Annotated in this window: 21 protein-coding genes and 1 tRNA gene; 15 read left to right on the plus strand and 7 right to left on the minus strand. The window is 71.9% G+C overall.

Features of this window, described 5'->3' with window-relative positions:
• Positions 1–80: 80 nt before the first annotated feature.
• Entirely contained in the window at positions 81–1,505 is a 1,425-nt protein-coding gene (locus tag DI272_RS31485; RefSeq protein WP_109501150.1) for an MFS transporter, read from the minus strand.
• A gap of 68 nt (positions 1,506–1,573) precedes the next feature.
• On the opposite strand from DI272_RS31485, the gene DI272_RS31490 reads away from it, so the two are divergent.
• The 4 genes from DI272_RS31490 to DI272_RS31505 all read left to right on the plus strand — a co-directional run bounded on the left by DI272_RS31490 (position 1,574) and on the right by DI272_RS31505 (position 4,257).
• Positions 1,574–2,101, plus strand: a complete 528-nt coding sequence (locus tag DI272_RS31490; RefSeq protein ID WP_109498566.1) for a helix-turn-helix domain-containing protein — start codon at positions 1,574–1,576, stop codon at positions 2,099–2,101.
• Positions 2,102–2,148: 47 nt separating this feature from the next.
• Entirely contained in the window at positions 2,149–2,457 is a 309-nt protein-coding gene (locus tag DI272_RS31495) for a DUF6412 domain-containing protein (protein WP_109498567.1), read from the plus strand.
• 104 nt (positions 2,458–2,561) lie between these two features.
• On the plus strand, positions 2,562–3,272 hold the full coding sequence (locus DI272_RS31500) for a YidC/Oxa1 family membrane protein insertase (protein WP_109498568.1): 711 nt from the start codon (positions 2,562–2,564) through the stop codon (positions 3,270–3,272).
• Positions 3,273–3,399: 127 nt separating this feature from the next.
• On the plus strand, positions 3,400–4,257 hold the full coding sequence (locus DI272_RS31505) for a fumarylacetoacetate hydrolase family protein (RefSeq protein ID WP_109498569.1): 858 nt from the start codon (positions 3,400–3,402) through the stop codon (positions 4,255–4,257).
• 85 nt (positions 4,258–4,342) lie between these two features.
• Here the strand turns inward: DI272_RS31505 and DI272_RS31510 are convergent, their stop codons facing one another.
• Both DI272_RS31510 and DI272_RS31515 read right to left on the minus strand, forming a co-directional pair.
• Entirely contained in the window at positions 4,343–4,852 is a 510-nt protein-coding gene (locus tag DI272_RS31510; protein ID WP_109498570.1) for a heme-degrading domain-containing protein, read from the minus strand.
• Positions 4,849–5,934, minus strand: a complete 1,086-nt coding sequence (locus DI272_RS31515; RefSeq protein WP_109498571.1) for a Gfo/Idh/MocA family oxidoreductase — start codon at positions 5,932–5,934, stop codon at positions 4,849–4,851. The genes DI272_RS31510 and DI272_RS31515 overlap by 4 nt, the downstream gene beginning before the upstream one ends.
• 56 nt (positions 5,935–5,990) lie before the next feature.
• On the opposite strand from DI272_RS31515, the gene DI272_RS31520 reads away from it, so the two are divergent.
• From DI272_RS31520 to DI272_RS31540, 5 genes are all read left to right on the plus strand, one after another.
• Complete coding sequence (locus DI272_RS31520) at positions 5,991–7,211, plus strand: ROK family transcriptional regulator (RefSeq protein WP_109498572.1); 1,221 nt, start codon at positions 5,991–5,993, stop codon at positions 7,209–7,211.
• Between the two features lie 97 nt (positions 7,212–7,308).
• Entirely contained in the window at positions 7,309–8,013 is a 705-nt protein-coding gene (locus DI272_RS31525) for a hypothetical protein (protein WP_375138082.1), read from the plus strand.
• Positions 8,014–8,174: 161 nt separating this feature from the next.
• Positions 8,175–8,954, plus strand: a complete 780-nt coding sequence (locus DI272_RS31530) for an HAD-IIA family hydrolase (RefSeq protein WP_109498574.1) — start codon at positions 8,175–8,177, stop codon at positions 8,952–8,954.
• Positions 8,955–9,058: 104 nt separating this feature from the next.
• The gene (locus DI272_RS31535; RefSeq protein WP_109498575.1) at positions 9,059–9,592 is read left to right on the plus strand and encodes a hypothetical protein; all 534 of its coding nucleotides are present in this window, start codon (positions 9,059–9,061) and stop codon (positions 9,590–9,592) included.
• Positions 9,593–9,598: 6 nt separating this feature from the next.
• Positions 9,599–10,279 carry a class F sortase gene (locus DI272_RS31540; protein WP_109498576.1) on the plus strand — a complete coding sequence of 227 codons (681 nt, stop codon included), beginning with the start codon at positions 9,599–9,601 and terminating at the stop codon, positions 10,277–10,279.
• Positions 10,280–10,553: 274 nt separating this feature from the next.
• Here the strand turns inward: DI272_RS31540 and DI272_RS31545 are convergent, their stop codons facing one another.
• Positions 10,554–11,378, minus strand: a complete 825-nt coding sequence (locus DI272_RS31545; RefSeq protein WP_109501151.1) for a GAF and ANTAR domain-containing protein — start codon at positions 11,376–11,378, stop codon at positions 10,554–10,556.
• Between the two features lie 165 nt (positions 11,379–11,543).
• Here DI272_RS31545 and DI272_RS31550 point away from each other — a divergent pair, with 165 nt between their 5' ends.
• Positions 11,544–12,563, plus strand: coding sequence for a glycoside hydrolase family 6 protein (locus DI272_RS31550; protein ID WP_109498577.1), 1,020 nt, complete (start codon positions 11,544–11,546; stop codon positions 12,561–12,563).
• A 78-nt stretch (positions 12,564–12,641) separates the two neighbouring features.
• On the opposite strand, the gene DI272_RS31555 is transcribed toward DI272_RS31550, so the two are convergent.
• The 3 genes from DI272_RS31555 to DI272_RS31565 form a co-directional block, all read right to left on the minus strand.
• Positions 12,642–14,579 (minus strand): galactose oxidase-like domain-containing protein, encoded by a 1,938-nt coding sequence (locus DI272_RS31555; protein WP_109498578.1) that lies wholly within the window; start codon positions 14,577–14,579, stop codon positions 12,642–12,644.
• Complete coding sequence (locus DI272_RS31560; RefSeq protein WP_109498579.1) at positions 14,576–16,564, minus strand: glycosyltransferase family 2 protein; 1,989 nt, start codon at positions 16,562–16,564, stop codon at positions 14,576–14,578. Before DI272_RS31560 ends, DI272_RS31555 begins: the two co-directional genes overlap by 4 nt.
• A gap of 469 nt (positions 16,565–17,033) precedes the next feature.
• Positions 17,034–17,107, minus strand: a tRNA-Lys gene (locus DI272_RS31565).
• A gap of 187 nt (positions 17,108–17,294) precedes the next feature.
• On the opposite strand from DI272_RS31565, the gene DI272_RS31570 reads away from it, so the two are divergent.
• The 5 genes from DI272_RS31570 to DI272_RS31590 all read left to right on the plus strand — a co-directional run bounded on the left by DI272_RS31570 (position 17,295) and on the right by DI272_RS31590 (position 23,183).
• Complete coding sequence (locus tag DI272_RS31570; protein WP_181387376.1) at positions 17,295–18,608, plus strand: peptidoglycan-binding protein; 1,314 nt, start codon at positions 17,295–17,297, stop codon at positions 18,606–18,608.
• A gap of 104 nt (positions 18,609–18,712) precedes the next feature.
• A complete protein-coding gene (locus DI272_RS31575; protein WP_109498581.1) occupies positions 18,713–19,864 on the plus strand; it encodes an SPFH domain-containing protein in 1,152 nt (383 codons plus the stop codon).
• A 135-nt stretch (positions 19,865–19,999) separates the two neighbouring features.
• Complete coding sequence (locus DI272_RS31580) at positions 20,000–20,605, plus strand: lytic polysaccharide monooxygenase (RefSeq protein WP_109498582.1); 606 nt, start codon at positions 20,000–20,002, stop codon at positions 20,603–20,605.
• Between the two features lie 198 nt (positions 20,606–20,803).
• A complete protein-coding gene (locus DI272_RS31585) occupies positions 20,804–21,319 on the plus strand; it encodes a DUF3592 domain-containing protein (RefSeq protein WP_258314743.1) in 516 nt (171 codons plus the stop codon).
• A gap of 163 nt (positions 21,320–21,482) precedes the next feature.
• On the plus strand, positions 21,483–23,183 hold the full coding sequence (locus tag DI272_RS31590) for a long-chain-fatty-acid--CoA ligase (RefSeq protein WP_109498583.1): 1,701 nt from the start codon (positions 21,483–21,485) through the stop codon (positions 23,181–23,183).
• Positions 23,184–23,238 lie beyond the last annotated feature (55 nt).

Genomic DNA, 23,238 nt, shown 5'->3' on the forward strand with positions numbered 1-23,238 from the left:
TACGCCCGCTGCTCCCGCAGCACCCGCTACGCCCGCTGCTCCCGCTACGCCCGCTGCTCCCGCAGCACCCCCAGCACCCGCTACGCCCGCTGCTCCCGCAGCACCCCCAGCAACACCGCCGCCAGCACCGCCAGTGCCGCCGACACCGCCATCGCCACGTCCGCGCCGTGCGCGAGTCCGCCGCCCGTCGACGTCGACACCGCGATCGTCAGCGCCACCCCGGCGCACGAGCCGACGTACCGGAACGTCTGCTGGGCGCCCGACCCCATCGCGGCCCGTGCCGCCGGTACCGACTCCACCGCGACCAGCGGGAGCGCGGCGTTCAGGAGGCCGCTGCCGATGCCGCCGAGGACGAGGCCGGGCAGGAGGCGGGGCCAGGAGTGCGCGGCCAAGGCGCCGAGCATGGCCAGGGCGCCGACCGCGTGCAGGGCGAAGCCGAGGGCGAGTTGGAGGCGGGGCGGGACCCGGCCGGCGAGGCGGCGGGCCTGGAGGGCGACCGCGAAGGAGAGGCCGGACCAGAGCAGGAACAGCCACGCCGTGTTCATCGCGGACATGCCGAGCGTCTGCTGGAGCAGCGCCGGCAGGAAGCTGAAGAGGCCGATCACGGCCAGCCCGGTGAACAGCCCGCCCGCGGAGGACGCCAGGAAGGCGGGCCGGCGCAGCAGGCCGAGGTCGATCATCGGGGTCGCCGTACGGCGTTCCAGCAGGGCGAAGACGGCCACCAACACCACCGCCGCGAGCAGCAGGAGCCCCACCGGGGCCCGCAGCCAGCCGTCCCGGCCCAGCGTCAGGGCCGCGATCAGGGCGATGAGCGCCAGCCCGAAGGCCAGGGCGCCGAGCACGTCGGGGCGGCCGGGGCGCGGGGCGCGCGACTCGGTGAGCGTGCGCGGGGCGAGGGCCGCCAGGAGCAGCGCCGCGGCGCCCAGGACGCCGTACGCCACCCGCCAGTCCGGCAGCGCGCCCGCGACCAGCGGGCCCACCGCGATGCCGCCGCTGACGAACGCGCCCCAGACGCCGGTCGCGCGCAGGCGGCCGTGCGGGGTGGGGAAGGCGTGCACGAGCAGGCCCAGGCTGCTGGCGAGCAGGCCCGCGCTGGCCGCGCCCTGGGCGATGCGGGCCAGCGTGAACTGCCAGGTCGTGGACGCGAACGCGCCGAGGACCGCGGTGATGCCCAGGGCGAGCGTGCCGGCGGTGAAGATCCGGCGGCGGCCGTGGTCGTCGGCGAGGCTGCCGGCCACCAGCAGCAGGGCGGCGAGGCCGAGCGGGGTGCCGTTGAGGAGCCATGCCTGGGCGGAGAGCGGGGTGTGCAGGGCGGCTGCGGTCTCGGGGAGCGTGACCATCGGCGCGGTGTACGTCATCAACGCGACGGCGGTGGCGGCGCTGGTCAGGGCGAGGGTGCGGCCGGGGTGGGGCGGCGCCGGAGGCGTCCCCGTGCGGGGCGTTGCTCGTTTCGCTGCTCGCGTCGCTGGGGAACCGGTGATGGTTCGTTTATTGAACCTAGGCATGTCCCGCACCCTAGCAGGGTCGGTTCAGTCACCGAACCAACAAGCGCAAAGTGGCTAAGGTGGACGTCATGGCACTGGGCAAGGACTACGCGACGCAGGAGTGCTCGATGGCCCGCGCGCTGGAGATCGTCGGCGAGCGCTGGACGCTGCTGGTGATCCGCGACGCGCTCTACGGCGTACGGCGCTACAACGACTTCCTCGTCCACCTCGGCATCCCGCGCGCCGTGCTGGCCGCGCGCCTCCATTCCCTCACCGAGCACGGCATCCTGGAGAAGCGCCGCTACCAGGAGTCGCCGCCGCGGGACGAGTACGTCATCACCGGCCGCGGCATCGCCCTGTGGCCCACGCTCCGCTCGCTGGGCCTCTGGAACCGCGAGCAGTACAACGAGGTCCAGCTGCGCTCCTTCCGGCACGCGGACTGCGGCACCGAACTCGGGCCGTACGGCGAATGCGCCGCCTGCGGAACCGTCGTACCGGTCGAGGACGTTCTGATGGTGCCGGGGCCCGGACTCGATCCGGACCCGGCCGATCCGGTCAGCCGCGCGCTGCTGAAGCCGAAGAGGCTCCTTCAGCCGCTGGAGACCGGTCAGGTATAACCGAGGCAGACAGCACAGGACGCGCAGTCCATGGGAGGGGAGCACAGGTGAGCCGCAGTCCGCGACCCGCACCGGCCGTCGCGCTCCTCCTCCTGCTCCTCCAGCTCGCCGTCCTCGACGCCGGCAGCCTCTCCGCCACCGTCGCGCTCGCCGCGACCGCCGCGGCCGGCTCCGCCCTCGCGCTCTGCACCCTCGCCGCCGCGCGCTGCGCGCCCGCCGTGCCGCCCACCCGGGTGCGCACGGCCATCAGGGACCGCGCCCGCCGTACGGCCTTCCTGCCGCAACGCGACCCCGACGCCCGGGGCCGCACCCGGCCCCGAGCCCCCGGACACGCCCTCCCGGCGACCATCGCGTAGGGCCCGTACCTCTCTCTGTCCGCCTGCCCTCGCGCGGGTCGTCATGCCGTTCCCGACATCCCCGGAACGTTCCGGCACTGACGAGACCCCCGGAGGGCTCACCCATGTCCGTCTTCGCCACCCTGGTCGAGCGGCTCGCCGACCTCCTGCACCCCCTGCTCGGCGCGTCCGCCGCGGCCGGCGCGATCGTCCTGTTCACCGCACTCGTACGCCTTCTCGTCCACCCCCTGTCCCGGGCGGCGGCGCGCGGCCAGAAGGCCCGGACCGAGCTCCAGCCGAAGATCGCCGAACTGCGCAAGAAGCACGCCCAGAACCCCGAGAAGCTCCAGAAGGCGGTGCTGGAGCTGCACGCCGAGGAAAGGGTGTCGCCGCTGTCCGGCTGTCTGCCGAGCCTGCTCCAGCTGCCCGCCTTCTTCCTCCTCTACCACCTGTTCTCCAGCACCACGAACCCGCTGCTGACCCACGAACTGTTCACCGCGCCCCTCGGGGGCCGCTGGGCGGACGCGCTGGCCGGTGACGGGGCCTTCGGCGGGGCCGGGCTGGTGTACGCCGCCCTGTTCGCGGTCGTCGCGGCCGTCGCCTCCTTCAACTACCGCCGCACCAAGCGCACGATGGCCGCGCATCCGGTGGTGCCCGCGGTTCCGGCGGCCACGGACGGTCAGGCCGTGCCCGGGCTGGGGGCGATGACCAAGGTCATGCCGTTCATGTCGTTCCTCACGCTCTTCACCGTGGCGGTGGTGCCGCTGGCCGCCGCGCTCTACGTCGTCACGAGCACGACCTGGAGTGCGGTGGAGCGGGCAGTGCTCTACCGCTGAGCCGACGGCGGCCGGTCCAGTCCGTGAACCGGGTATTGCGGACTGGACGTCGACCTTGGAGGATCGACCAGTCATCCGATGGCTGCACCCGTCGGAGGGCGCCCCGCGATCGAGGGAGATTGTGATCATGAAGCTGCTGCGAGTCGGTACGGCGGGAGCGGAGAGGCCCGCGCTGCTCGACGGCGAGGGGGTCCTGCGGGACCTCTCCGGCGTCGTCCCCGACCTCGACGGAGCACTGCTCGCCGACGACGACGCGCTGGGCCGGATCAGGGCCGCGGCCGAGGCGGGCACGCTGCCCGTGCTGGACCCGGCCGGCCTGCGGATCGGGCCGCCGCTCGCCCGCATCGGCAAGATCGTCTGCATCGGCCTGAACTACCACGACCACGCCCGCGAGACCGGCGCCGAGCCGCCCGCCGAGCCCGTGATCTTCTTCAAGGCCGCCGACACCGTCGTGGGCCCGAACGACACGGTGCTCGTCCCGCGCGGGTCGGTGCGGACCGACTGGGAGGTCGAGCTGGCCGTCGTCATCGGACGTACGGCCCGTTACGTCGAGTCGGCGGAGGCGGCGCTCGCGCATGTCGCCGGGTACGCGGTCGCGCACGACGTGTCCGAGCGGGAGTTCCAGCTGGAGCGCGGCGGGACCTGGGACAAGGGCAAGAACTGCGAGACGTTCAACCCGCTGGGGCCGTGGCTGGTGACGGCGGACGAGGTGCCCGACCCGCAGAACCTGTCGCTGAAGCTGTGGGTCAACGGGGAGCTGAAGCAGAACGGGACGACGGCCGAGCAGATCTTCCCGGTGGCGGAAGTGGTGCGGTACGTCAGCCAGTTCATGACCCTGTACCCCGGGGACGTCATCAACACCGGGACCCCGGCGGGGGTCGCGCTGGGGGCGCCCGAGCCGAAGCCGTTCCTGCGGGCGGGGGACGTGGTCGAGCTGGAGATCGAGGGGCTCGGTCGTCAGCGGCAGGAGTTCAAGGACGCCTGAGGGGTCGGGGCGCGGGGTTGCGCGGCGGCTGCGGGTTGTCCGTGGCTGGTCGCGCGGTTCCCCGCGCCCCCTTCAGGGCGTTGTCCTACCGGTCCTTCTCCAGGAACTGCTCCAGCGCCTCCACCACGAACCTGTGGTCCTGGAGTTGCGGCAATCCGCTCACCGTCACCGCGCCCACGACCCCGACGCCCTCCACCGTGATGGGGAAGGAGCCCCCGTGGGCGGCGTACTCGTCCGGGTCCAGGCGGGAACTCTCCTCGAACGTCGTCCCCTTCGCGCGGAACCGGGCGCCGACCAGGTAGGACGCGGAGCCATAGCGCTCGACCACCCGGCGCTTGCGGTTGATCCAGGCGTCGTTGTCCGGCGCGGAGCCCGGCAGGGCGGCGTGGAAGAGCTGCTGGCCGGCGCGGTGGATGTCGATCGCGACCGGCGCCTGGCGCTCCCGGGCCAGCTCCACCAGCAGCGAACCCAGCGCCCACGCGTCGTCGTTGGTGAACCGGCGGAAGACCAGACGGCGTTCCTGGGCCTCCAACTCCTCGATCGGCGGCGTCAGTTCCGGATGGAACTTCGGGGTCAGCTCGGTGTTGTGCGTCACAGCTTCACCACCACTCCGTCGTGGGCCGAACGGCGGGCCGCCTCCAGTACGTCGAGGGCGGCGGCCGCCTGAAGTGCGGTCACCGGGTTGGGACCGCCGTCGAGCAGGGCTTTCGCCACGGCCGCATAGTAAGCGGGGTAGTCCCCGGCGAGGGTAGGTTCGGCGCGCCCGCCGCCGGTCACCGGGGATTCCCCGGCACCCACGCGCCCCCACATCGACTCGGGCTCAAGGCCCCACTCCTTCTCGCTCCCCGGCCGCCTGCCCTCCCGCAGGGCCGCCTCCTGGGGGTCGAGGCCGTACTTCACGTACCCCGCCTCGGACCCCAGCACCCGGAAACGCGGGCCGAGCTGGGCGGTGGTCGCGGAGACGTAGAGGTGGGAGCGGACGCCGCCGGCGTGGGTGAGCGCGATGAACGTGTCGTCGTCGACGGAGGCGCCGGCCCGCCGGATGTCCGACTCGGCGTACACGGAGGTCACGGGGCCGAAGAGGACGAGCGCCTGGTCCACGACATGGCTGCCGAGGTCGTACAGCAGACCTCCGATCTCTGCCGGATCGCCGGACTCCCGCCAGCCGCCCTTCGGCTGTGGCCGCCACCGCTCGAAGCGGGACTCGAAGCGCCATACGTCACCCAGCGCGCCCTCGGCCAGCAGCTTGCGGAGCGTCAGGAAGTCGTTGTCCCAACGGCGGTTCTGGAAGACGGAGAGGAGCAGGCCGCGCTCCTCGGCGAGGGCCGCCAGCTCACGTGCCTCGGCCGCGGTCCCGGCGACCGGCTTGTCGACGACGACCGGGAGCCCGGCCCGCAGGGCGGTGGTGGCGAGCGGGACGTGCGTCTTGTTGGGGGACGCGACGACGACCAGGTCCAGGTCACCGGCCCGCTGCTCGAACAGCTCGTCGGGGGTGGCGGCGACGCGTACGTCCGGGAACTCGGCGCGGGCCTGCTCCTGGCGCTCGGGGTTCGAGGTGACCACCGTGTCGAGGACGAGGCCCTCGGTGGCCGCGATCAGCGGGGCGTGGAAGACGGAACCGGCGAGGCCGTATCCGATGAGGCCCACGCGGAGGGGGGTGCCAGGCGTACGAGTCATGCGTCCCACTTTCGCAACGCTGTTGCCAAAGTGCAAGCGCGGGTGAGAATGGGGGCGTGAACAGGACGAACGCCGGCGCCAACCTCCCGGCTCTGCGCAGCCACAACACCGCACTGGTGCTGGACCTGCTGCGCACCGCGGGGCCTGGCGGCATCAGCCGGCTGGAACTCGCCGAGCGCACCGGGCTGACCCCGCAGGCCGTCAGCAAGATCACCGGACGGCTGCGGGAGGAGGGCCTCGCGGCGGAGGCGGGCCGCCGTGCGTCCACGGGCGGCAAGCCGCGCACGGTACTGCGGCTGGTGCCGGAGGCCGGGCACGCGGTCGGGGTCCACCTGGACCGGGACGAGCTGCGAGCGGTACTGGTCGACCTGGACGGGGCCGTGGTGGGGGAGCGGTGCGCACCGATGGACCTGGGGGCGGGCGCGGAGGCGGTCGTGGCGGGGGTCGCGCGCGTGGCGGGGGAGCTCGTGCCGGAGGGGCCGGCGGCCGGGGCGCAGGTGCCCGCCGCGCGGTCGCGTCCGGTGCTCGGGCTGGGCGTGGCGCTGCCCGGTCCCCTGGACCACCTGCGCGGCGTGCTGCACCGGGTCACGGGGTTCCCCGAGTGGGACGGCTTCCCGCTGCGGGACGCCCTCGCCGAGCGGCTCGGGCTGCCCGTCGTCGTCGACAAGGACACGAACGCGGCGGCACTCGGGCTGGCGGTCCGGGACACCGGCCCGGCGGTTCGCCGATCGGGGGGCAGGGAGGCGGGCGCGGCGGCTCACGGACCCGCGGTCAGGGACGTCAACGCCGCGGCGCCCGGCCCAGCCGTCGCGGACGAGAGCGCCTCCTTCGCCTACCTGCATCTCGGCACCGGCCTCGGTGCCGGGCTGGTGATCGGCGGGGTGGTGCACCGGGGCGCCCGGACCGGCGCGGGCGAGTTCGGTCACCAGGTCGTCCAGTTGGACGGGCCGGTCTGCGGCTGCGGCAACCGCGGCTGCATCGAGGCGCTGTGCCTGGCCGCCGTGCGGCGCGGGGACGTGGCCGAGGCGGCGCGCGTGCTGGGGGTCGGGGCGGCGAACCTGGTCGCGCTGCTGGACATCGACCTGGTGCTGCTCGGCGGGCGTACGGTCGCCGCGGCGCCGGAGGCGTTCGCGGCCGGGGTGCGCACGGTGCTGCGGGAGCGGGCCCGGGGGGAGGCCGCGGTGCCGGTACGGATCGCCTCCGGCGGCGCGCGCGGGGTGGCCGAGGGGGCGGCCCAGCTGGTGCTGGCGCCCCTGTTCGGGAGGGCGGAGGGCTGATCCGCCGGTCCCGGCGCCCGCCGATCGGGCGGGATTCCCCCGTCGCCCGGAGCGGCACCCTTCGTGAGCGCCCGCCACCCGCCATGGTGATGTGCTTATGCGACTGTGCACGCCTCTCGCCCTCCCCCTCGCCGCGACAGCCGCCCTTCTCGCGCCCGCGCCCCCGGCGCACGCCGCCCCCGCCTGCGACGCCCCCGGCTCCCGCGCCTTCCCCCTGACCACCCGCATCCACGGCGGCCCCGCCGACTACGCCCCCGGCGGCGGCTTCGGCACCTGGTACCTGGACCTCACCAACACCACCGCCCGCACCTGCACGGACATCCACCCGGTCATCGTCCTCGTCGACAAGGAACGCGCCCTCACGGCCGGGCAGCCGCGCCTGGAGTTCTACGAGGACGCCGCCGACGGCGACCGCCCCCGCCCCGTCCGCTTCGAGGCCACCGACGAGGACGAACTCGTCGGCGCGTTCGGCGGCCCCGGCTTCACCGTCGGCCCCGGCCGGACCGTCACCGTCAAGGTCCGCCTCGCCCTCACCGCGGACACCGTGGCCAACCAGGTCACCGCCAACGCGGCCGTCGTGCAACGCCACGACGACGACGGCGACTGGGTCGGCCAGTCCAACGACTACCGGTTCACCGTCGAGGCCGACCCGCGACGACCGCCGGCGACGGGGGACGACCGGCTCCCGTACGTGGAGGAACTCGCCCGCACCGGCCTCGGCCCGTCCGGCCCGGCCCTCGCCGCGACCGCCGCGCTCCTCCTGACCGGCGCCGCGCTGCTCCTGACCCGCAGGCGCCGCTGACGACGGCGCCGGCCCGAGCCGCGGGTCCCGCACCGCCCAACCGGTACTCGGTGATCGACGGGGTCAGGATCACCACTTCCTGATTAGGCTGTGGGCGTCGGTACGCCGTGGTTCCGGCGCTCCCCGCTCGTTCCCGCACCACCGCCTGGAGTTCGAAGCACATGCCCGACCGCAAGCCCATCGATTCGTGGCTCACCGACATGGACGGCGTACTCATCCACGAGGGCGTGCCGATCCCCGGCGCCGACGCCTTCCTGAAGAAGCTGCGCGAGTCCGGCAAGCCCTTCCTGGTGCTCACCAACAACTCCATCTACACCCCGCGCGACCTCCAGGCCCGCCTGAGCCGCATGGGCCTGCACGTACCGGTCGAGAACATCTGGACCTCGGCCCTCGCCACCGCCAAGTTCCTGGACGACCAGCGGCCGGGCGGATCGGCGTACGTCATCGGCGAGGCCGGTCTGACCACCGCGCTGCACGACATCGGGTACATCCTCACCGACCACGACCCGGACTACGTCGTGCTCGGCGAGACGCGGACCTACTCCTTCGAGGCGATGACCAAGGCGGTCCGCCTCATCAACGCCGGCGCCCGCTTCATCTGCACCAACCCCGACGAGACCGGCCCCTCCACCGAGGGCCCCCTCCCCGCCACCGGCGCGGTCGCCGCGCTCATCACCAAGGCGACCGGCAAGCAGCCCTACTTCGCGGGCAAGCCCAACCCGCTGATGATGCGCACCGGGCTCAACGCGATCGGCGCCCACTCCGAGACCAGCGCGATGATCGGTGACCGGATGGACACGGACGTCCTGGCGGGGCTGGAGGCGGGGATGGTGACGTTCCTCGTGCGGACCGGGCTGACCACGGACGCGGACATCGAGAAGTACCCCTACCGGCCGTCGACCGTCGTGGACTCGATCGCGGACCTCGTCGACCGCGTCTGAAACGCCGTCGGGGCCGAATCCACCCCGTTCGGAGCAGCGGTGGCCCCCTTGAGGATGCGGGGCCGCCGTCGCGGGGGGAGTCTCCAGGTGTCTGGAGGTTCACGATGGGTTCCCTGCGCGTCACACTCTGTACCGCCCTGCTGGGCTGCGCCGTCCTCACGCCGGCGGCCTCCGCGCACGCGGCGGACGCAGGCGGTGTCGCGGTCACCCCGTCGTCCCCCGCCCCCGGCACCGACATCGCCCTGCGGGTGAGCGGCTGCGCGAGCAGCAGAACCGGTACGGCGGTCTCGGCGGCGTTCGTCGCCGAGGTACGCCTCGCCGGCGCCGACGGCACCCTCGTCGGGGAGACACGGGTCCGCACCGAGCTCGAGGCCGGCAGCTACGACGTCCGGATCGCCTGCGGGGACGCCTCCCGCACCGGCACCCTGACCGTCGTGGACGCCTCGGCGCGGCCATCGCCGTACGCGTCCCCCGTGGCCCCCGTCCACGCGGGCGGCGGCGGTACCGCGCAGCACCTCGCCTCCGCCTCGGCCACCGGCCCCGGCACCGCGCACGCCGTGACCGGCCTGGTGCTGGCCGGGGTCGCGGCGACGGCGGTGGCGCTGCGCAGGTCCCGGCGGAGCCGCGGGAGCGACTGACCGGCCATGCCCGAGCACACCGACGCACCCCACCCCGGCGCCCGCACCACCGGCCGCCTGCTGACCGGCGTGGCCTGGGCCGTGCTGCTGCTCGGGCTGTGGCTGTGGGGCCGTGAGGTCACCGACGTACGGAACGGGATATCGGCGCCGACCACCGGCGACGTCGCGGCGGTCGGCCGGCCGCCCGGCGTCGCGCTGCCGCCCGCCCTGCACCCGCTCGCCGCCGCCCGGCCGCAGCGCATCGACATCCCCGGGCTCGGCGTGCAGGCGCCCGTGGTCGCCCGCGGGCTCGACCGGGACGGGGGTATCGATCCACCGCCGTACGACCAGGCGGGCGTGGTCGGCTGGTACGCCGCCGGAACCCGGCCCGGGGCGGCCGGGACCGCGCTGATGGTGGGGCACGTGGACACCGAGACCCGGCCCGCGGTCTTCTACAAGCTCAGCACGGTGCAGCCCGGCGAGACGGTCCGGGTGATCCGGGACGACGGCAAAGTCGCCGAGTTCACCGTCGACGACGTGCAGGTCGTCACCCGCGACCACTTCGACGCCCGGCAGGCGTACGGGCCACGGCAGCCCGGGCGGGCCGAACTGCGGCTGGTCACCTGCGGCGGCACCTTCGACCGGGCGAGCCGCAGCTACACCGCGAACGTGATCGTGTCGGCGTATCTGACCGGAACCGGCCTGTGAGCCCCGTCGCCCGCCAGGCACCTGGCCCGGTCGACGGCCCGCTCCCCCCGAAGCCGCCGACCGGGCTGGTCCTCAACCGCGCGCGCACGGGCTGCGGGAGTAACCCGGCGTCCGACGCGGGAGGCTTGGGCAGCCATGGTGAATGGACGACAGGCCGGGGGCTGGGGCCTTGTGGGGAAGACTCTAGAACGGATGAGCGCCGTGGCCTAGAGGACGATTAACGCCAAGTCAGAGGACGACGGCGCTCTGTCATCCACCCAGGTCGTACGGGGTTCTACGAAGGGGCGCCGGAGGGCCGGCCGCCCGCGCCGCCCTTGCCGCCCGCGCCGCGCAACGCCGCGTCGTCGATGTCGTGTTCGAGGACGGCGGTCGCCACCCGGTCCAGTGACAGCCGGTTGCGCCGCGCGAACCGGCGCAGGACCGCGAACGCGTCGTCGGCGCGCACCCCCCACCGCTCGGCCAGCATGCCCTTGGCCTGCTCGATCCGCACCCGGCTGGAGAGCGCCTGCTGCAACTGCGCGGCCAGGGTGCGGTACTGCGTGTGCTCCCGGTGGTTCTGAAGACCGACGGCGGCCGCGTCGGCGAGGGCCTGCGCCACCCGCACCTCCGCCTCGCAGGCGGGCAGGACCGCGTCGCCCAGCGGCTCCGGCGGAGCCGTCCGGTCCGGCAGCGTCGGCACGAACACGTTGAGCGCGCCGAACAGCGACCCCTGGCGGCGTAAGGGGACCGCGAAGGTCGCGACGATGTCGTGGCGCAGCGCCCGCTCGGTGAACTCGGGCCAGCGGGCCGCCGCGTGAGCCACCCGGATGGAGACGGGCGGCACCGGTTCGCCGGACGCGTAGCTGTCCAGGCAGGGCCCGCCGCCGTGCTGCGCCTGGAGCAGGTCCAGCGCCACCGCCTCCCGGCGGCTGCTCGCGGCGAACGACACCGCCTCCCCGGTTTCGACCAGCATGATCCCGGCGGCCCGTGCGGCCAGCAGCTCCACGCAGTGGTCGGCCACGCGGCGCAGATAGTGCCCGGCGTCGAAGCCGTCGGCGAGCGTGTCAGCCGCCTCCACCAACGCCGCCGCCAGCCGGAGTTCCCGGGTGGTGTGGTGCATGAACACGCACTTCCCTTCCCTGCGGCCCGCTCCCCCGTGTGGCGCGCACCTACCCAGACCACGGGCGCTGTAACAGCTCCCCGACAAGGCGCGGGCGATCTCGTGTGCCCCAGGACACCTATGTCAGGATTGAGACTTGGACGAGTGCACCCGAGGGGGAGCTGCATGTACGGCATGAGGGGGGCCGGAGCGAGGACGTCCGCGATGGTGCTGGGGGCGGCGCTGCTGATCGCGGGATGCTCCTCGTCCGGGGACAAGGACGATCCGGAGGACAGCTCCGGCGCCCGGATCACTCAACAGCCCAAGGGCACCGACCCGTTCTGGGTCAACCCGGACGGCAACGCGGCCCAGCAGGTCGCCGAGTACGAGAAGTCCGGCAAGAAGGCCGACGCCGACCACATCCGCAGGATCGCCGAGCAGCCGACCGGTGAGTGGATCGGCCCGGAGAACCCCGAGCAGGAGGCCCGCGGCTTCACCGAGGCCGCCGAGAAGGCGGGCCGCACGGCCCTGCTGGTCCTCTACAACATCCCGCACCGCGACTGCGGCCAGTACTCGCAAGGCGGCGCCGCCGACGGCAACGCGTACCGCTCCTGGATCGACGGCGTGGCCGCCGGCATCGGCGACCGCCCGGCGACGGTGATCCTGGAGCCGGACGCCGTACTGCACCTGGTCGACGGCTGCACCCAGGACGAGTTCCACGAGGAGCGCTACGACCTGCTGGGCGGCGCCATCGACAAGCTCAAGTCCCTGAAGAACACCAAGGTCTACCTGGACGCGGGCAACGCGGGCTGGGGCCATCCGGACCAGATCTTCGAGCCGCTGAAGTGGGCGGGCGTGGAGCGGGCCGACGGCTTCTCGGTCAACGTCTCCAACTTCTACTCGACCCAGGACTCCATCGCCTACGGCAAGCAGCTGTCGCAGAAGGTCGGCGGCAAGCACTTCGTGATCGACACCAGCCGCAACGGCAACGGCCCGTACACCGAGGGCAAGGCCGACGAGCGCTGGTGCAACCCGCCGGGCCGGGCCCTCGGAGAGCCCCCGACGACGAAGACCGCGGACCCGCTGGTCGACGCCTACGTCTGGGTCAAGCGGCCGGGGGAGTCGGACGGCGAGTGCAAGGGCGGCCCGAAGGCGGGCGAGTGGTGGGCGGAGTACGCGCTCGCCCTGGCGAAGGCGAGCAAGTAGCCCCTACGACGCCCCTACGACGAGGAGGGCGCCCACCGGACCGTCCGGCGGGCGCCCTCCGTCACGTACGGACCGGCCCTAGGGAACCTTGACCCACTGCGCCTTGCTCGGCGTGCCCTGGTCGTCGTCCGCGAAGAGCATGTACCAGCCCGACTGGACGAGGTTCTTGTTCTTCGGCACCGTCACCGTGATCTTGTCCCCGGACACCTTGTAGTCCAGCGCGATGGAGCGCTGGTCGACGTCCGTGACATGGGTGGAGGCGCTCGGCCGGATCAGCCGCACCTTCTTGATCGTGGAGGCGTGCTGGGAGGTGAAGGTCCCCGAGTCGCCGCGCTCGATGGTCTGCGGGCCGCCCGACAGGGAGGGCCGCGAGTCCCGGTAGAGGTACGGCGGGGTGTAGATCTCGATGCGCTGTTCGAACTTGCCCGGCTTGGTGTTGGCCTTGTCGCTGTAGAGCGAGTCCGACCCGAAGAACATCACCCGGCCGTCGGGCAGCAGGATCGACCCGGAGTGGTAGTTCCGGCCCACCAGGGGGTCCGCCACCTGCTCGAAGGTGTTGGTGTCCGGGTGGTAGAGCCGCGCCTGGAGGATGTTGGAGTCGCTGCGCCCGCGGTAGTCCTCCGAGCCGCCCGACACCAGCACGGTGTCGTCGGGCAGGATCGAGGAGCTCGGGTAGCGGGTGCCCTTCTCCAGCGTCGGACCGTCCACGAACTTCGGGTTGTCGGCCTTCAGGTCGATGATCCGGGTCTTGTTGCTGGACTGCTCGGACTCGCCGACCCCGCCGCCGCCGATCACCATGAACTTCTCGTCCTGCGCGGGCGGCAGCAGCACCGTGCCGGAGGTCTCCATCAGCTTGGCGTCGCTGAGCCCGGGCAGCTTGGTGAACTTGTTGGTGTCGACGTCCCAGATGCCCGGGTCCCGGCCGACGTTGTCCGGTCCGTAGCCCGCGTTCGACCCCGAGTAGAAGATCTTGCCGTTCTGCATGAGGAACAGCGCGGGGTAGGTCGGGAACTGCCGGTTCTTGGCGAGGTACGTCCACTTCTTGGTCTTCGGGTCGAAGACCTCGTTCTTGCCCGGCACCAGCTGGCCGATGTCGTCGAGGCCGGAGACGCTGAGGATCTTGCCGTCGCTCAGGGTGGTGAGCGTCGGGTACCAGCGGGCCTCGTTCATCGGGTCGACCTTGATGTACCGCTCGGCGACGGGGTCGAACTCGTAGGCGTCACGGATGCCCTGGAAGTCCTTCTTGTCCAGGGCGAGCTTCTGTGCGATGCCGTAGGTGTTGCGCGCGTCGGTGCCGGACAGCCCCTGGATGCGGTAGTTGTCCTGGGTGCCGGTCTCGTACGCGCGGCCCTTCTTCTGCGCCTCGACGTAGACCCGGTAGATGCCGGGGGTGTTGCCGAGGAACTTGCCGGTCGCCTGGTCGAAGTTCTTCTTCGCGCGCGGCACGATGATCGAGTCCTTGGACACGAACGTCTTGCCGTTCTCCTTGCCGGTGAACTTCGTGCCCGCGGGCAGCGTGATCGGCTTGTCCGGGTTCTCGTTGTGGACGATCATCAGGCCGCCGGCCTTGGTGACGTCACCCTTCAGCTTCTCGTACCGCTTGGTGCCGCCCGCGATCAGCAGGTTGCCGTTGGCCAGCTGGGTGTGGCCGGTGCAGAACAGGTCGCTGGGGGTGGGCACCTTCTTGATGGTGCCCTTGACCGGGTCCCAGATCCGGGTGTCGAACTTCTTGGCGTCGAAGTTGTCCTGGTTGTTGCCGGAGCCCGCGACGAGCAGCACCTTGCCGGTGCGCAGCAGCGCCGCGTGGATGGTGTTCTGCCGGTACTCCTCGGGGAACTCGACGACTTCCCACTTGCCGTTCTCGGCTTTGTACTCCGGCTTGTTGATTTGGTACTGGTGGTATTTCTCGGTGCCGAAGCGGTAGAGCCACGGCCCGTTCATCCCGGCCAGTGCGAGTACCACCACCGTGCCGATCGCGAGGCGACGGGCACGGCGGCGTCCAGCCTGGTCGTTCATTCCTTACGTCCCCCAAGTCCACCCAGGGCGATTTGCATGGTCTGGTCGTTGCCTCCGCCGCTTCCCTGGCTGTTCGGCTGAGAGGCGGCCCAGGTCGGTTTCGGCGCCGGGGCGTGCGGAGCGGTGGGCAGCGGCTGCGGCTCGTACTGCTGCTGTGCCGGCACGGCCGCCGGGTCCTGCGCCTGCGTCGCGGGCCGCTTCTTCTCCTGGCGCAGCATGTGCCGCCACACGAAGATCGGGGTCGCGGTGATCAGCATGGCGAAGATCGCCCAGGTGATCATCGCGGGGTGCGAGTGTCCGTAGACGAAGCCGGCCCCGATCGAGCCGCCGAAGATGACGATGAAGTACCAGTGGTAGCGGAAGGTCGCGAACCAGCGGTCGGGGCTGGCCGAGTCGCCCTTGGGGGTGACGACGAACTTGCTCTTGCGGCGCAGCGCGGAGTCGATCAGGGCCTTGGCGTACAGCGGCGCGGACAGCGCGGACATCACCATGCCGGCCACACCGCCGGAGCCCTCCGGCTCGTGCGGCGAGACGTTGTGACGGCGGTTCCAGACGTAGAGGCCGATCTGGAGCGCGGAGGCGTTGCCGTAGAGCATCAGCCACACGGTCGGGTCGATGTTCACACCCGAGGCGCCCAGGCCCAGGAACAGCGCGCAACTGACGGCCGCGAGAATCCAGTTGAGGGCGGACATCGGGTAGAAGATGATCATCATCGTGTAGTTGAAGAGCTTGCCCGGGGGCAGCGAGAACCAGCCCTTCCAGTACTGCTTCAGGATCGTCTCGTACGTCCCTCGCGACCAGCGCATCTGCTGGGTGAAGAAGTCCGTCCAGGCGCTGGGCCCTTCACCGACGGCGAGCACGTCCGGCGTGTACACGGAACGCCACTTCCGGCCGGTCGCCGGGTTCTTGTGGCGGTGGATCTCGAAGCCGGTGGCCATGTCCTCGGTGATCGAGTCGTACAGGCCGCCGATCTGCTTGAGCGCCTTGATGCGTACGGCGTTCGACGTACCGACGAACATCGGGGCGCCGTAGTAGTTACCGGCACGCTGGATGAGGGCGTGGAAGAGGAACTGCTGGGACTCGGCGGCCTTGGTGACGAAGTTGTCGTAGTTGCCGTAGACCTGCGGGCCGATGACGAAGCCGATGTCCGGGTCGCGGAAGAAGCCGAGCATCCGCTCCAGGTAGTTGGGCAGCGGCACGTGGTCGGTGTCGACGGAGGCGAAGTAGTCGTAGTCGTCGCCGTGCGCGTCGAGCCAGGCGTTGTAGTTGCCGTGCTTGGTCTTGGCGCGGTGCGGGCCCTTGGCCTGGTTCCACTGCGCGACGCCCTTGCGGGAGAAGTGGTGCACGCCGAGCCGGGCGCAGACCTCCTTGACCTCGGGGTCGTCGCCCTCGTCGAGGAGCCAGACATGCAGAAGGCCCCGGTGGCGCAGCTTGACCGCCGCCTCCAGGGTCTTCGTCACCATCTCCAGCGGCTCCTTGCCGGGCACGAAGGAGGTCAGGAAGGCGACTCTGGTGCCGGTCTCGGGCACCACCGGGATCGGGTCGCGGGCGACCAGCGTGGCGTGCGCGTTCGAGAGCACGTTCATGCAGCGGAAGAACTCGATCAGGCCGATCGAGACGAGCATGACGATGTCGAGGGCCGGCAGGAAGTCGAAGGCGGGGTAGTCGCGTTCGGTCCAGTGCTCGGGCTGGAGCAGCCAGAACAGCAGGACGAGGGAGAGCACCGGCGCGGCGGCCAGCATCAGGGCGACCCTTATGCGGTGCGGCTCCTGCGAGATCAGTGAGCGGTACTGCACCTTGTACGGCTTGGTCGGATCCGGCTGGGTGAGGGGACCTGCCAGCCGGCTGTAGTGCTCGTAGTCGTACTTCGGCAGTGTCTTCTTGATCCGGCGGAACGTGCCCGTCCGAGTCTGTGAAGCCACCCTGAGCTGGGTGGTCTGGGACGGGTCGTAGTTCTGCCGGGCGCCCGTCGGCGTCGACGTCATGAGTCATCCCCCCGCACGCGGGTCGTCGCGTGCTGTGTCGGTTCCTTACACCTGCTCGAGTCCCCCTCGACCTTCACAGGCGTATCAGTGGTGGGCCGCAGTCACCACATCGTCCACACCAATAGACATGGAACTGCGACCTTCCGGTTGCATGATGCCCCCCTCGGCATCTCCTTATGAAACGGGGCCCCTCACCCCGTCCGCGCCCGCAACCGGCTCCGTGCCCCCCAACTGCCGCGAATACGCAGCATCTTGGAAAACAAGGTTTCTACGGTGCCAGGCATGATCGCAAGATGCGAAACGCGGTGTTTACCGGTCATAGGCGTTCATTGTGGCCCCTGTGGGGAGCTTGTGGAGCCGTTGTGGACAGCAGTGCGCGGATGGTACCTAAGTGCCTTCCCGCCGAGAGCGTATCGGCCCGGACAGCCGGAAAGCCCCCCGTTCGCACGAGGGGCTTCCTGCTTGTCTGTGCGCCGCCAGGGACTCGAACCCCGGACCCGCTGATTAAGAGTCAGCTGCTCTAACCAACTGAGCTAGCGGCGCCTGCTGACCCGGAGAACTCTACCGGACGCCGGAGGGTGCTCCTGACCATCGTCGGGTGCTCCCACCTGGGGCGGAGCAGGGGGCGTACATCATTCGGACCGTCAACATGCGCGTCCGGAAGACAGTTGAGAAACTGACGAATGTGCACAGGTGCGGACATTTCCATCTGGAGTGTGAGGGGAATCGCATGGAGACTCCGGGATTCGAGGAACCGGCGTTCGAGGAATTCGATCCCGTGAGCGACTGCGACTGCCCCGGATGCGTTCACTGGAGGCGCGTACTGCCGCATTCCCGCACCGGCCGCCACCCGGCGGCACACCGGGCCGTCGTCCTCGCCGCGACGGCCACCGCGGCGATCGCCGTGACCCAGGCCGCCCCCGCCTTCGCCGCCCCCCACGCCCCGGACCGCCCGCACGCTCCCGCGGCCGACGAGCCCGACACCCCCCAGGGCGACAAGGCCCCGCTGCACGGCCCCGGCGGCCGACCCGCCGGGATCACGGCGCCCGCCACCACCCGCGCCGCGATCATCAAGCGGGCCAAGAGCTGGGTCGCCGCGCAGGTGCCGTACAGCATGACGGAGTACTGGTCCGACGGTTACCGGCAGGACTGCTCGGGCTTCGTCTCCATGGCCTGGAACCTGCCCGGCAACGAGTGGACCGGCAGCCTCGACCAGTACGGGGTGCGGATCGCCAAGGACGATCTCCAGCCCGGCGACATCCTGCTGTTCCACAACCCGGTCGACCCCGAGAAGGGCTCGCACGTCGTCATCTTCGGCGGCTGGACCGACTACACGCACACCTACTACATCGCCTACGAGGAGACCCGCCCGCGCGCCCGCAAGCAGGCCACCCCGTACGCGTACTGGAGCAACTCGGCCCGCTACGCCGCCTACCGCTACAAGGGCCTGGTCGCGGGCGCCGCGGGCAGCGACAAACCGGCCGAGCCGCTCGCCGTCCCGTTCCCCGGCGCCGCGTACTTCGGTCCCGGCGCCAACAACAAGTACGTCACCCAGCTGGGCCGCATGCTCGTCGAGCGCGGCGCCGGGCGCTTCTACGCCTCGGGCCCCGGACCGCGCTGGACGGACACCGACCGGCGGGCCACCCGGGCCTTCCAGCAGGCCCAGGGCTGGACCGGCCGGGACGCCGACGGGCTGCCGGGGCCGCAGACCTGGACGCTGCTGGTGACGGGCAAGGGCAACGACATCAGGACGGGGGCGGCCGGGCCCCCGGCACCCTCCTCGGCCGCACCCTCCTCGCACGGGGTGCCCGGCTATCCGGGGCGGGCGATGTTCCGGCCCGGCGCAAGCAACAAGTACGTCACCCGGCTCGGCGAGCAGCTGGTGAAGAAGGGGTTCGGCAGGTTCTACACGACCGGCCCCGGCCCCCGCTGGGGCGAGGCGGACCGCAGGGCCGTGGAGGCCTTCCAGCGCGCCCAGGGCTGGCGGGGCGGCGCGGCGGACGGCTATCCGGGCCCGGAGACCTGGCGGCGCCTGTTCAAGTGACCCGCACCCCGTGACCCGCACCACGTGGCCCGCACCAAGTGGTCCGTGGTCCGCGACACCCATCCACTGTCATGACGTTTCTGGCGCGGAGGCTGGAGGCACGCATGAGCACCACCACACCATCCACGGAAGAACCCGAGGGACCGGCCGAGATCACGACGGTCGCCCGGCCCGCCCGGCTCATCCAGAACGAGGCGACCACCGAGATCCCCGTCCACCTGCTGTTCCGCGACGACCCCGAGACCGGGGCCGTACCGCTGAGCCCCGCGGCCGTGGGCTCCCCGCCCTCGGTCGTCGGACGCCGCCAGGGCACCGGCGAGCAGCCCCGCTTCCGGCGTCCGGCCCAGGCCGCCGCCCCGCGCCCCGCCCCGCAGGTCGACCCCGATCTGGCCGAGCACCCGGCGCGGGTGCTGCCCGGCTCGGCGGGGGTGCTGGCCGGGGCCTGCGGGGTGGCCGGCTGTGTGGCGACCTCCTGGTGGGCGGGCGCGCTGCCGTCGCTGGCGGTGGCGGCGCTGCGGCTGCCGGAGTACGCGGGTGCCGGCCTCGGTCCGGCGCAGTGGGCGGCGTACACCGGGGCCGGCGCGCTCGGCCTGTTCGGGTTCGGCGGGCTGGCGCGCGGGCGGACCGGGCGGGCCTGGGTGCTCGGGCTGTTCGGCCGCTACCGGGGCACGGTACGGCGCACCGGGCTGATGTGGGTCAACCCGCTGCTGCTGCGGCAGCGGGTCGACGTACGGCTGCGGCACTGGCGCAGTGAGCCGATGCCGGCCGCGGACGGCAACGGGGTCGCGCTGCGGGTGGTGGTCCTCGTGGTGTGGCGGGTGCGGGACACCGCACGGGCCGCGCTGGGCGTCGAGGACCACGAGGGCTATCTGCGCGAGTGCGTGGAGGCGGCACTGGCACGGGTGCCGGTGGAACTGCCGGGCTCGCCGAAGGCGTCCGTCGACGCGACGGCCGACGCGCTGACCCGGCTGGTCGCGACGGACGCGGCGCCGGTGGGTCTGGAGGTGTTCTCCGTCCAGCCGGTGCGGGTGGAGTACGCCCCCGAGGTCGCCGCTGCGATGCACCGCCGCCGGATCGCGGCGCTGGACGCGGCGCACCGGGCGACCGTGCTGACGTCGGTCGTGGACTCGGTGGAGGACACTGTGACCCGGCTGACCATGCGCGGTCTGGTGGAGCTGGACGACTACGAACGCAAGGCGCTGGTGAAGGACTTGACGGTGGCGTTCTGCGCGGGGCGGGGGGAGCAGGGGGCGTGACGGGCGCCTGGGCCGACCCGTCGAACAAGTCCGCCGATTGGTATGGACATGTTCAAGCGTCCGCAATAATCTGAGATTTGGTCTAGACCTGCACGCCTCAGTGAACTTCCCCCACGTTCTCCAGGGAGCGGCAGCATGCGCAAAAAGACCAAGTGGTACGCCGCCGTGCTGGGTCTCGGCACGGCCGGAGCCCTCGTGCTCTCCTCCGGCGGCGCCAGCGGCCACGGCTACACCGACCTCCCCGTCAGCCGGCAGAAGCTCTGCCAGAACGGCACCGTGACGAACTGCGGTGACATCCAGTGGGAGCCGCAGAGCGTCGAGGGCCCCAAGGGCTTCCCCGGGTCGGGACCGGCCGACGGGCAGATATGCAACGGCGGCGTGAGCCGCTTCAGCCAGCTCAGCTCGCCCACCACCCCCTCGGGCGGCGCCTGGCCCACGACCAAGGTGACGGGCGGTCAGAGCTACACCTTCCGCTGGCAGTTCACCGCGATGCACGCCACGACGGACTTCAAGTACTACGTCACCAAGGCGGGTTGGAACCAGAACCACGCACTGACCCGCTCCGACCTTAACCTCACCCCGTTCCTGACCGTCCCCTACAACGGTCAGCGCCCCCCGTCCACCCTCTCCCACAGCGGCACCCTGCCGTCCGGGCTGAGCGGCCACCACGTGATCCTCGCGGTGTGGACGATCGCCGACACCGGCAACGCGTTCTACGCCTGCTCGGACGTCACCTTCTGACGGACGCACTGACGGCCCGGGCGAGGGCGGTGCGCGCCTGGGCCGTGACCCGGATGGCCGACAACGTGGCCCGACGTGGCCCGGCGCGGTCTTCGGGCTGTTCTTCATGCCGGAACTCTGAGCATCGCTTGAGCAACTCCGCCCCTACCGGCGGGTATGTTCCCCGCGCGACCAGCATTCCGATCACGGGGGAACATCATGGAAACCTTCTTCTACCTCGTACCCGGCCTCATCCTGGCCCTCGTCCTGTTCGGCGCCTACCGCGTGCTGCGCCGGGCGATCCAGATCCGCCGGGCCTGGAACAGCGGGCTCACGGCGGAGGCGCGCTGTCTGCGGATGTACACGACGACCCACGGCGGCAGCGGCGACACGTCGGTGCGCACCACGCTGCACCACGTCTACGAGTTCACCGCCCGCGACGGCCGTACCGTCCGCTTCGAGGAGGAGGACGGCCCGGGGACGGTCCTGGAGGGCGACTTCGTCACCGTGTACTACGCCGCGGGCCCCACGGTCGTCGCCACGGCCAAGGCCCCGCGCCGGACCGTGCTCGCGGCGTCCACGATCGGTGTCCTGGCGTTCCTCGGGGTGGTCGCGGGCTTCTGCATCGCCTTCATGGTCACGTTCAACCAGATGTCGGACGAGTTCGGCTTCGGCGACGGCGTGGACGACACGACCAACACCATCGTCGTGGACGGCGTGACGATGACTCCGTGAGATGGCCCCGAGAGACGACCCCGTGAGGTGACTCCGTGAGGTGACCCCGTGAGGTGACTCCGTGGGATGACTCCGTGGCGATGAATCCGTTGCGATGAATCCGTTGCGATGAATCCGTGATGACCCTCCTCATCTGACGGGCCATCAACTACCGTGCGCGGCCATGGAGTCCAAGGCGTGCACGGTCGCGGAGCTGGTGGCGGGCCGGTGGGGCGACCACCGGCCCGGCCTGTGGTTCGAGGAGCGGACGCTCACCCATCACGACGTGGCGGCGGGCGCGGCGACCCGGGCGGCACTGCTGACCGACCTGCTCCCGCCCGGTGGCGCGAACATCGGCGTCCTCCTCGACAACACCCCCGAATATCCGCTGTGGTTGAGCGCGGCGGCCCTCGCCCGCACCGCCGTCGCCGGCATCAACCCGACCCGCCGCGGCCCCGAACTGGGCCGGGACATCCTGCACACCGAGTGCCGCCTGCTGATCACCGACGCGGCCCACCTCCCGCTCCTCTCCGGCCTCGACCTGCCCGGCGTCCGCACGCTGCTGACCGGCACGGAGGAGTACGAGGCGCTGCTGGCCCCGCACGGCGACGCCCGCCCCGACCCCTCCCCGGCCACCCCGCGCGACCGTCTCCTCCTCTACTTCACCTCGGGCTCGACCGGCGCCCCGAAGGCCGCGATCTGCTCCCAGGGCCGCCTGGCCGCCGCCGGACGCTCGCTCGCCGACCAGTTCGGCGTCGGCCCCGACGACGTCCACTACATCTGCATGCCGATGTTCCACGGCAACGCGGTGATCGCCGACTGGGCGCCTGCGCTGGCCGCCGGGGCGGGGGTCGCGTTGCGGCGCCGGTTCTCGGCGTCGGGGTTCCTGGCGGACGTGCGGCGCTACGGGGCGACGTACTTCACCTACGTGGGCCGGGCCATCCAGTACGTCCTCGCCACCGAGGAACGCGCCGACGACCGGGACAACCCCCTGCGCCTGGGCTTCGGCACGGAGGCCGGGGCGGTGGACGCGATGGCCTTCGAGCGGCGGTTCGGGGTGCGGCTGGTGGAGGGCTACGGGTCCTCGGAGGGCGGCGCGGCCGTGCAGTGGTCGCCGGGGACGCCTGCCGGGGCGGTGGGACGGGCGGGGCCCGGTCTGGTCGTACTCGATCCGCGGACGCGCGCGGAGTGCCCGGCGGCGGTGTTCGACGCGGCGGGGCGGCTGCTCAACGGGGACGAGGCGATAGGGGAACTGGTCAACAAGGGGCCGAACCCCTTCGAGGGGTACTGGCGCAATCCGGCGGCGGAGCGGGAGCGGCGGCGGGACGGCTGGTACTGGACGGGGGACCTGTTCTGCCGGGACGCGGAGGGGTTCCTGTACTTCGCGGGGCGCGGCGACGACCGCATCCGCGTCGACGGGGAGAACCTGGCCGCCGCGATGATTGAGAACATCCTCGCCCGGTACGAGGGGGCCGGCGCCGTCGCCGTGTACGCGGTGCCGGACCCGGTGACCGGGGACCAGGTGATGGCGGCGCTCGCCGGGAGCTTCGACCCGGAGACGTTCACCCGCTTCCTGGCCGCCCAGCCCGACCTCGGCACGAAGATGGCGCCCCGGTTCGTGCGGGTCGTGGAGCGGATGCCGGTGACGGCCACGAACAAGGTCCACCGGTCGCTGCTGCGGCGGGAGGGCGTCCGGTGCCCGGACCCGGTGTGGTGGCGCCCACCGGGCGAGACGACGTACCGCCCCCTGACCGAGGCGGACGCACAACACATGCAAACGCCGGACATGCCGAAGGGCCCCTCGCTCCCACGAGAGGCCCTTCCGACGTGCGCCGCCAGGGACTCGAACCCCGGACCCGCTGATGCTGCATCTCCTGGGGGATAACCCCCAGACCCCCAGCCGTCCTCATGCCCCGGTCGCCCCCCAGCCCCCGCCGGGT

This window comes from Streptomyces sp. Act143 (assembly GCF_003143935.1).
GTDB lineage: Bacteria > Actinomycetota > Actinomycetes > Streptomycetales > Streptomycetaceae > Streptomyces.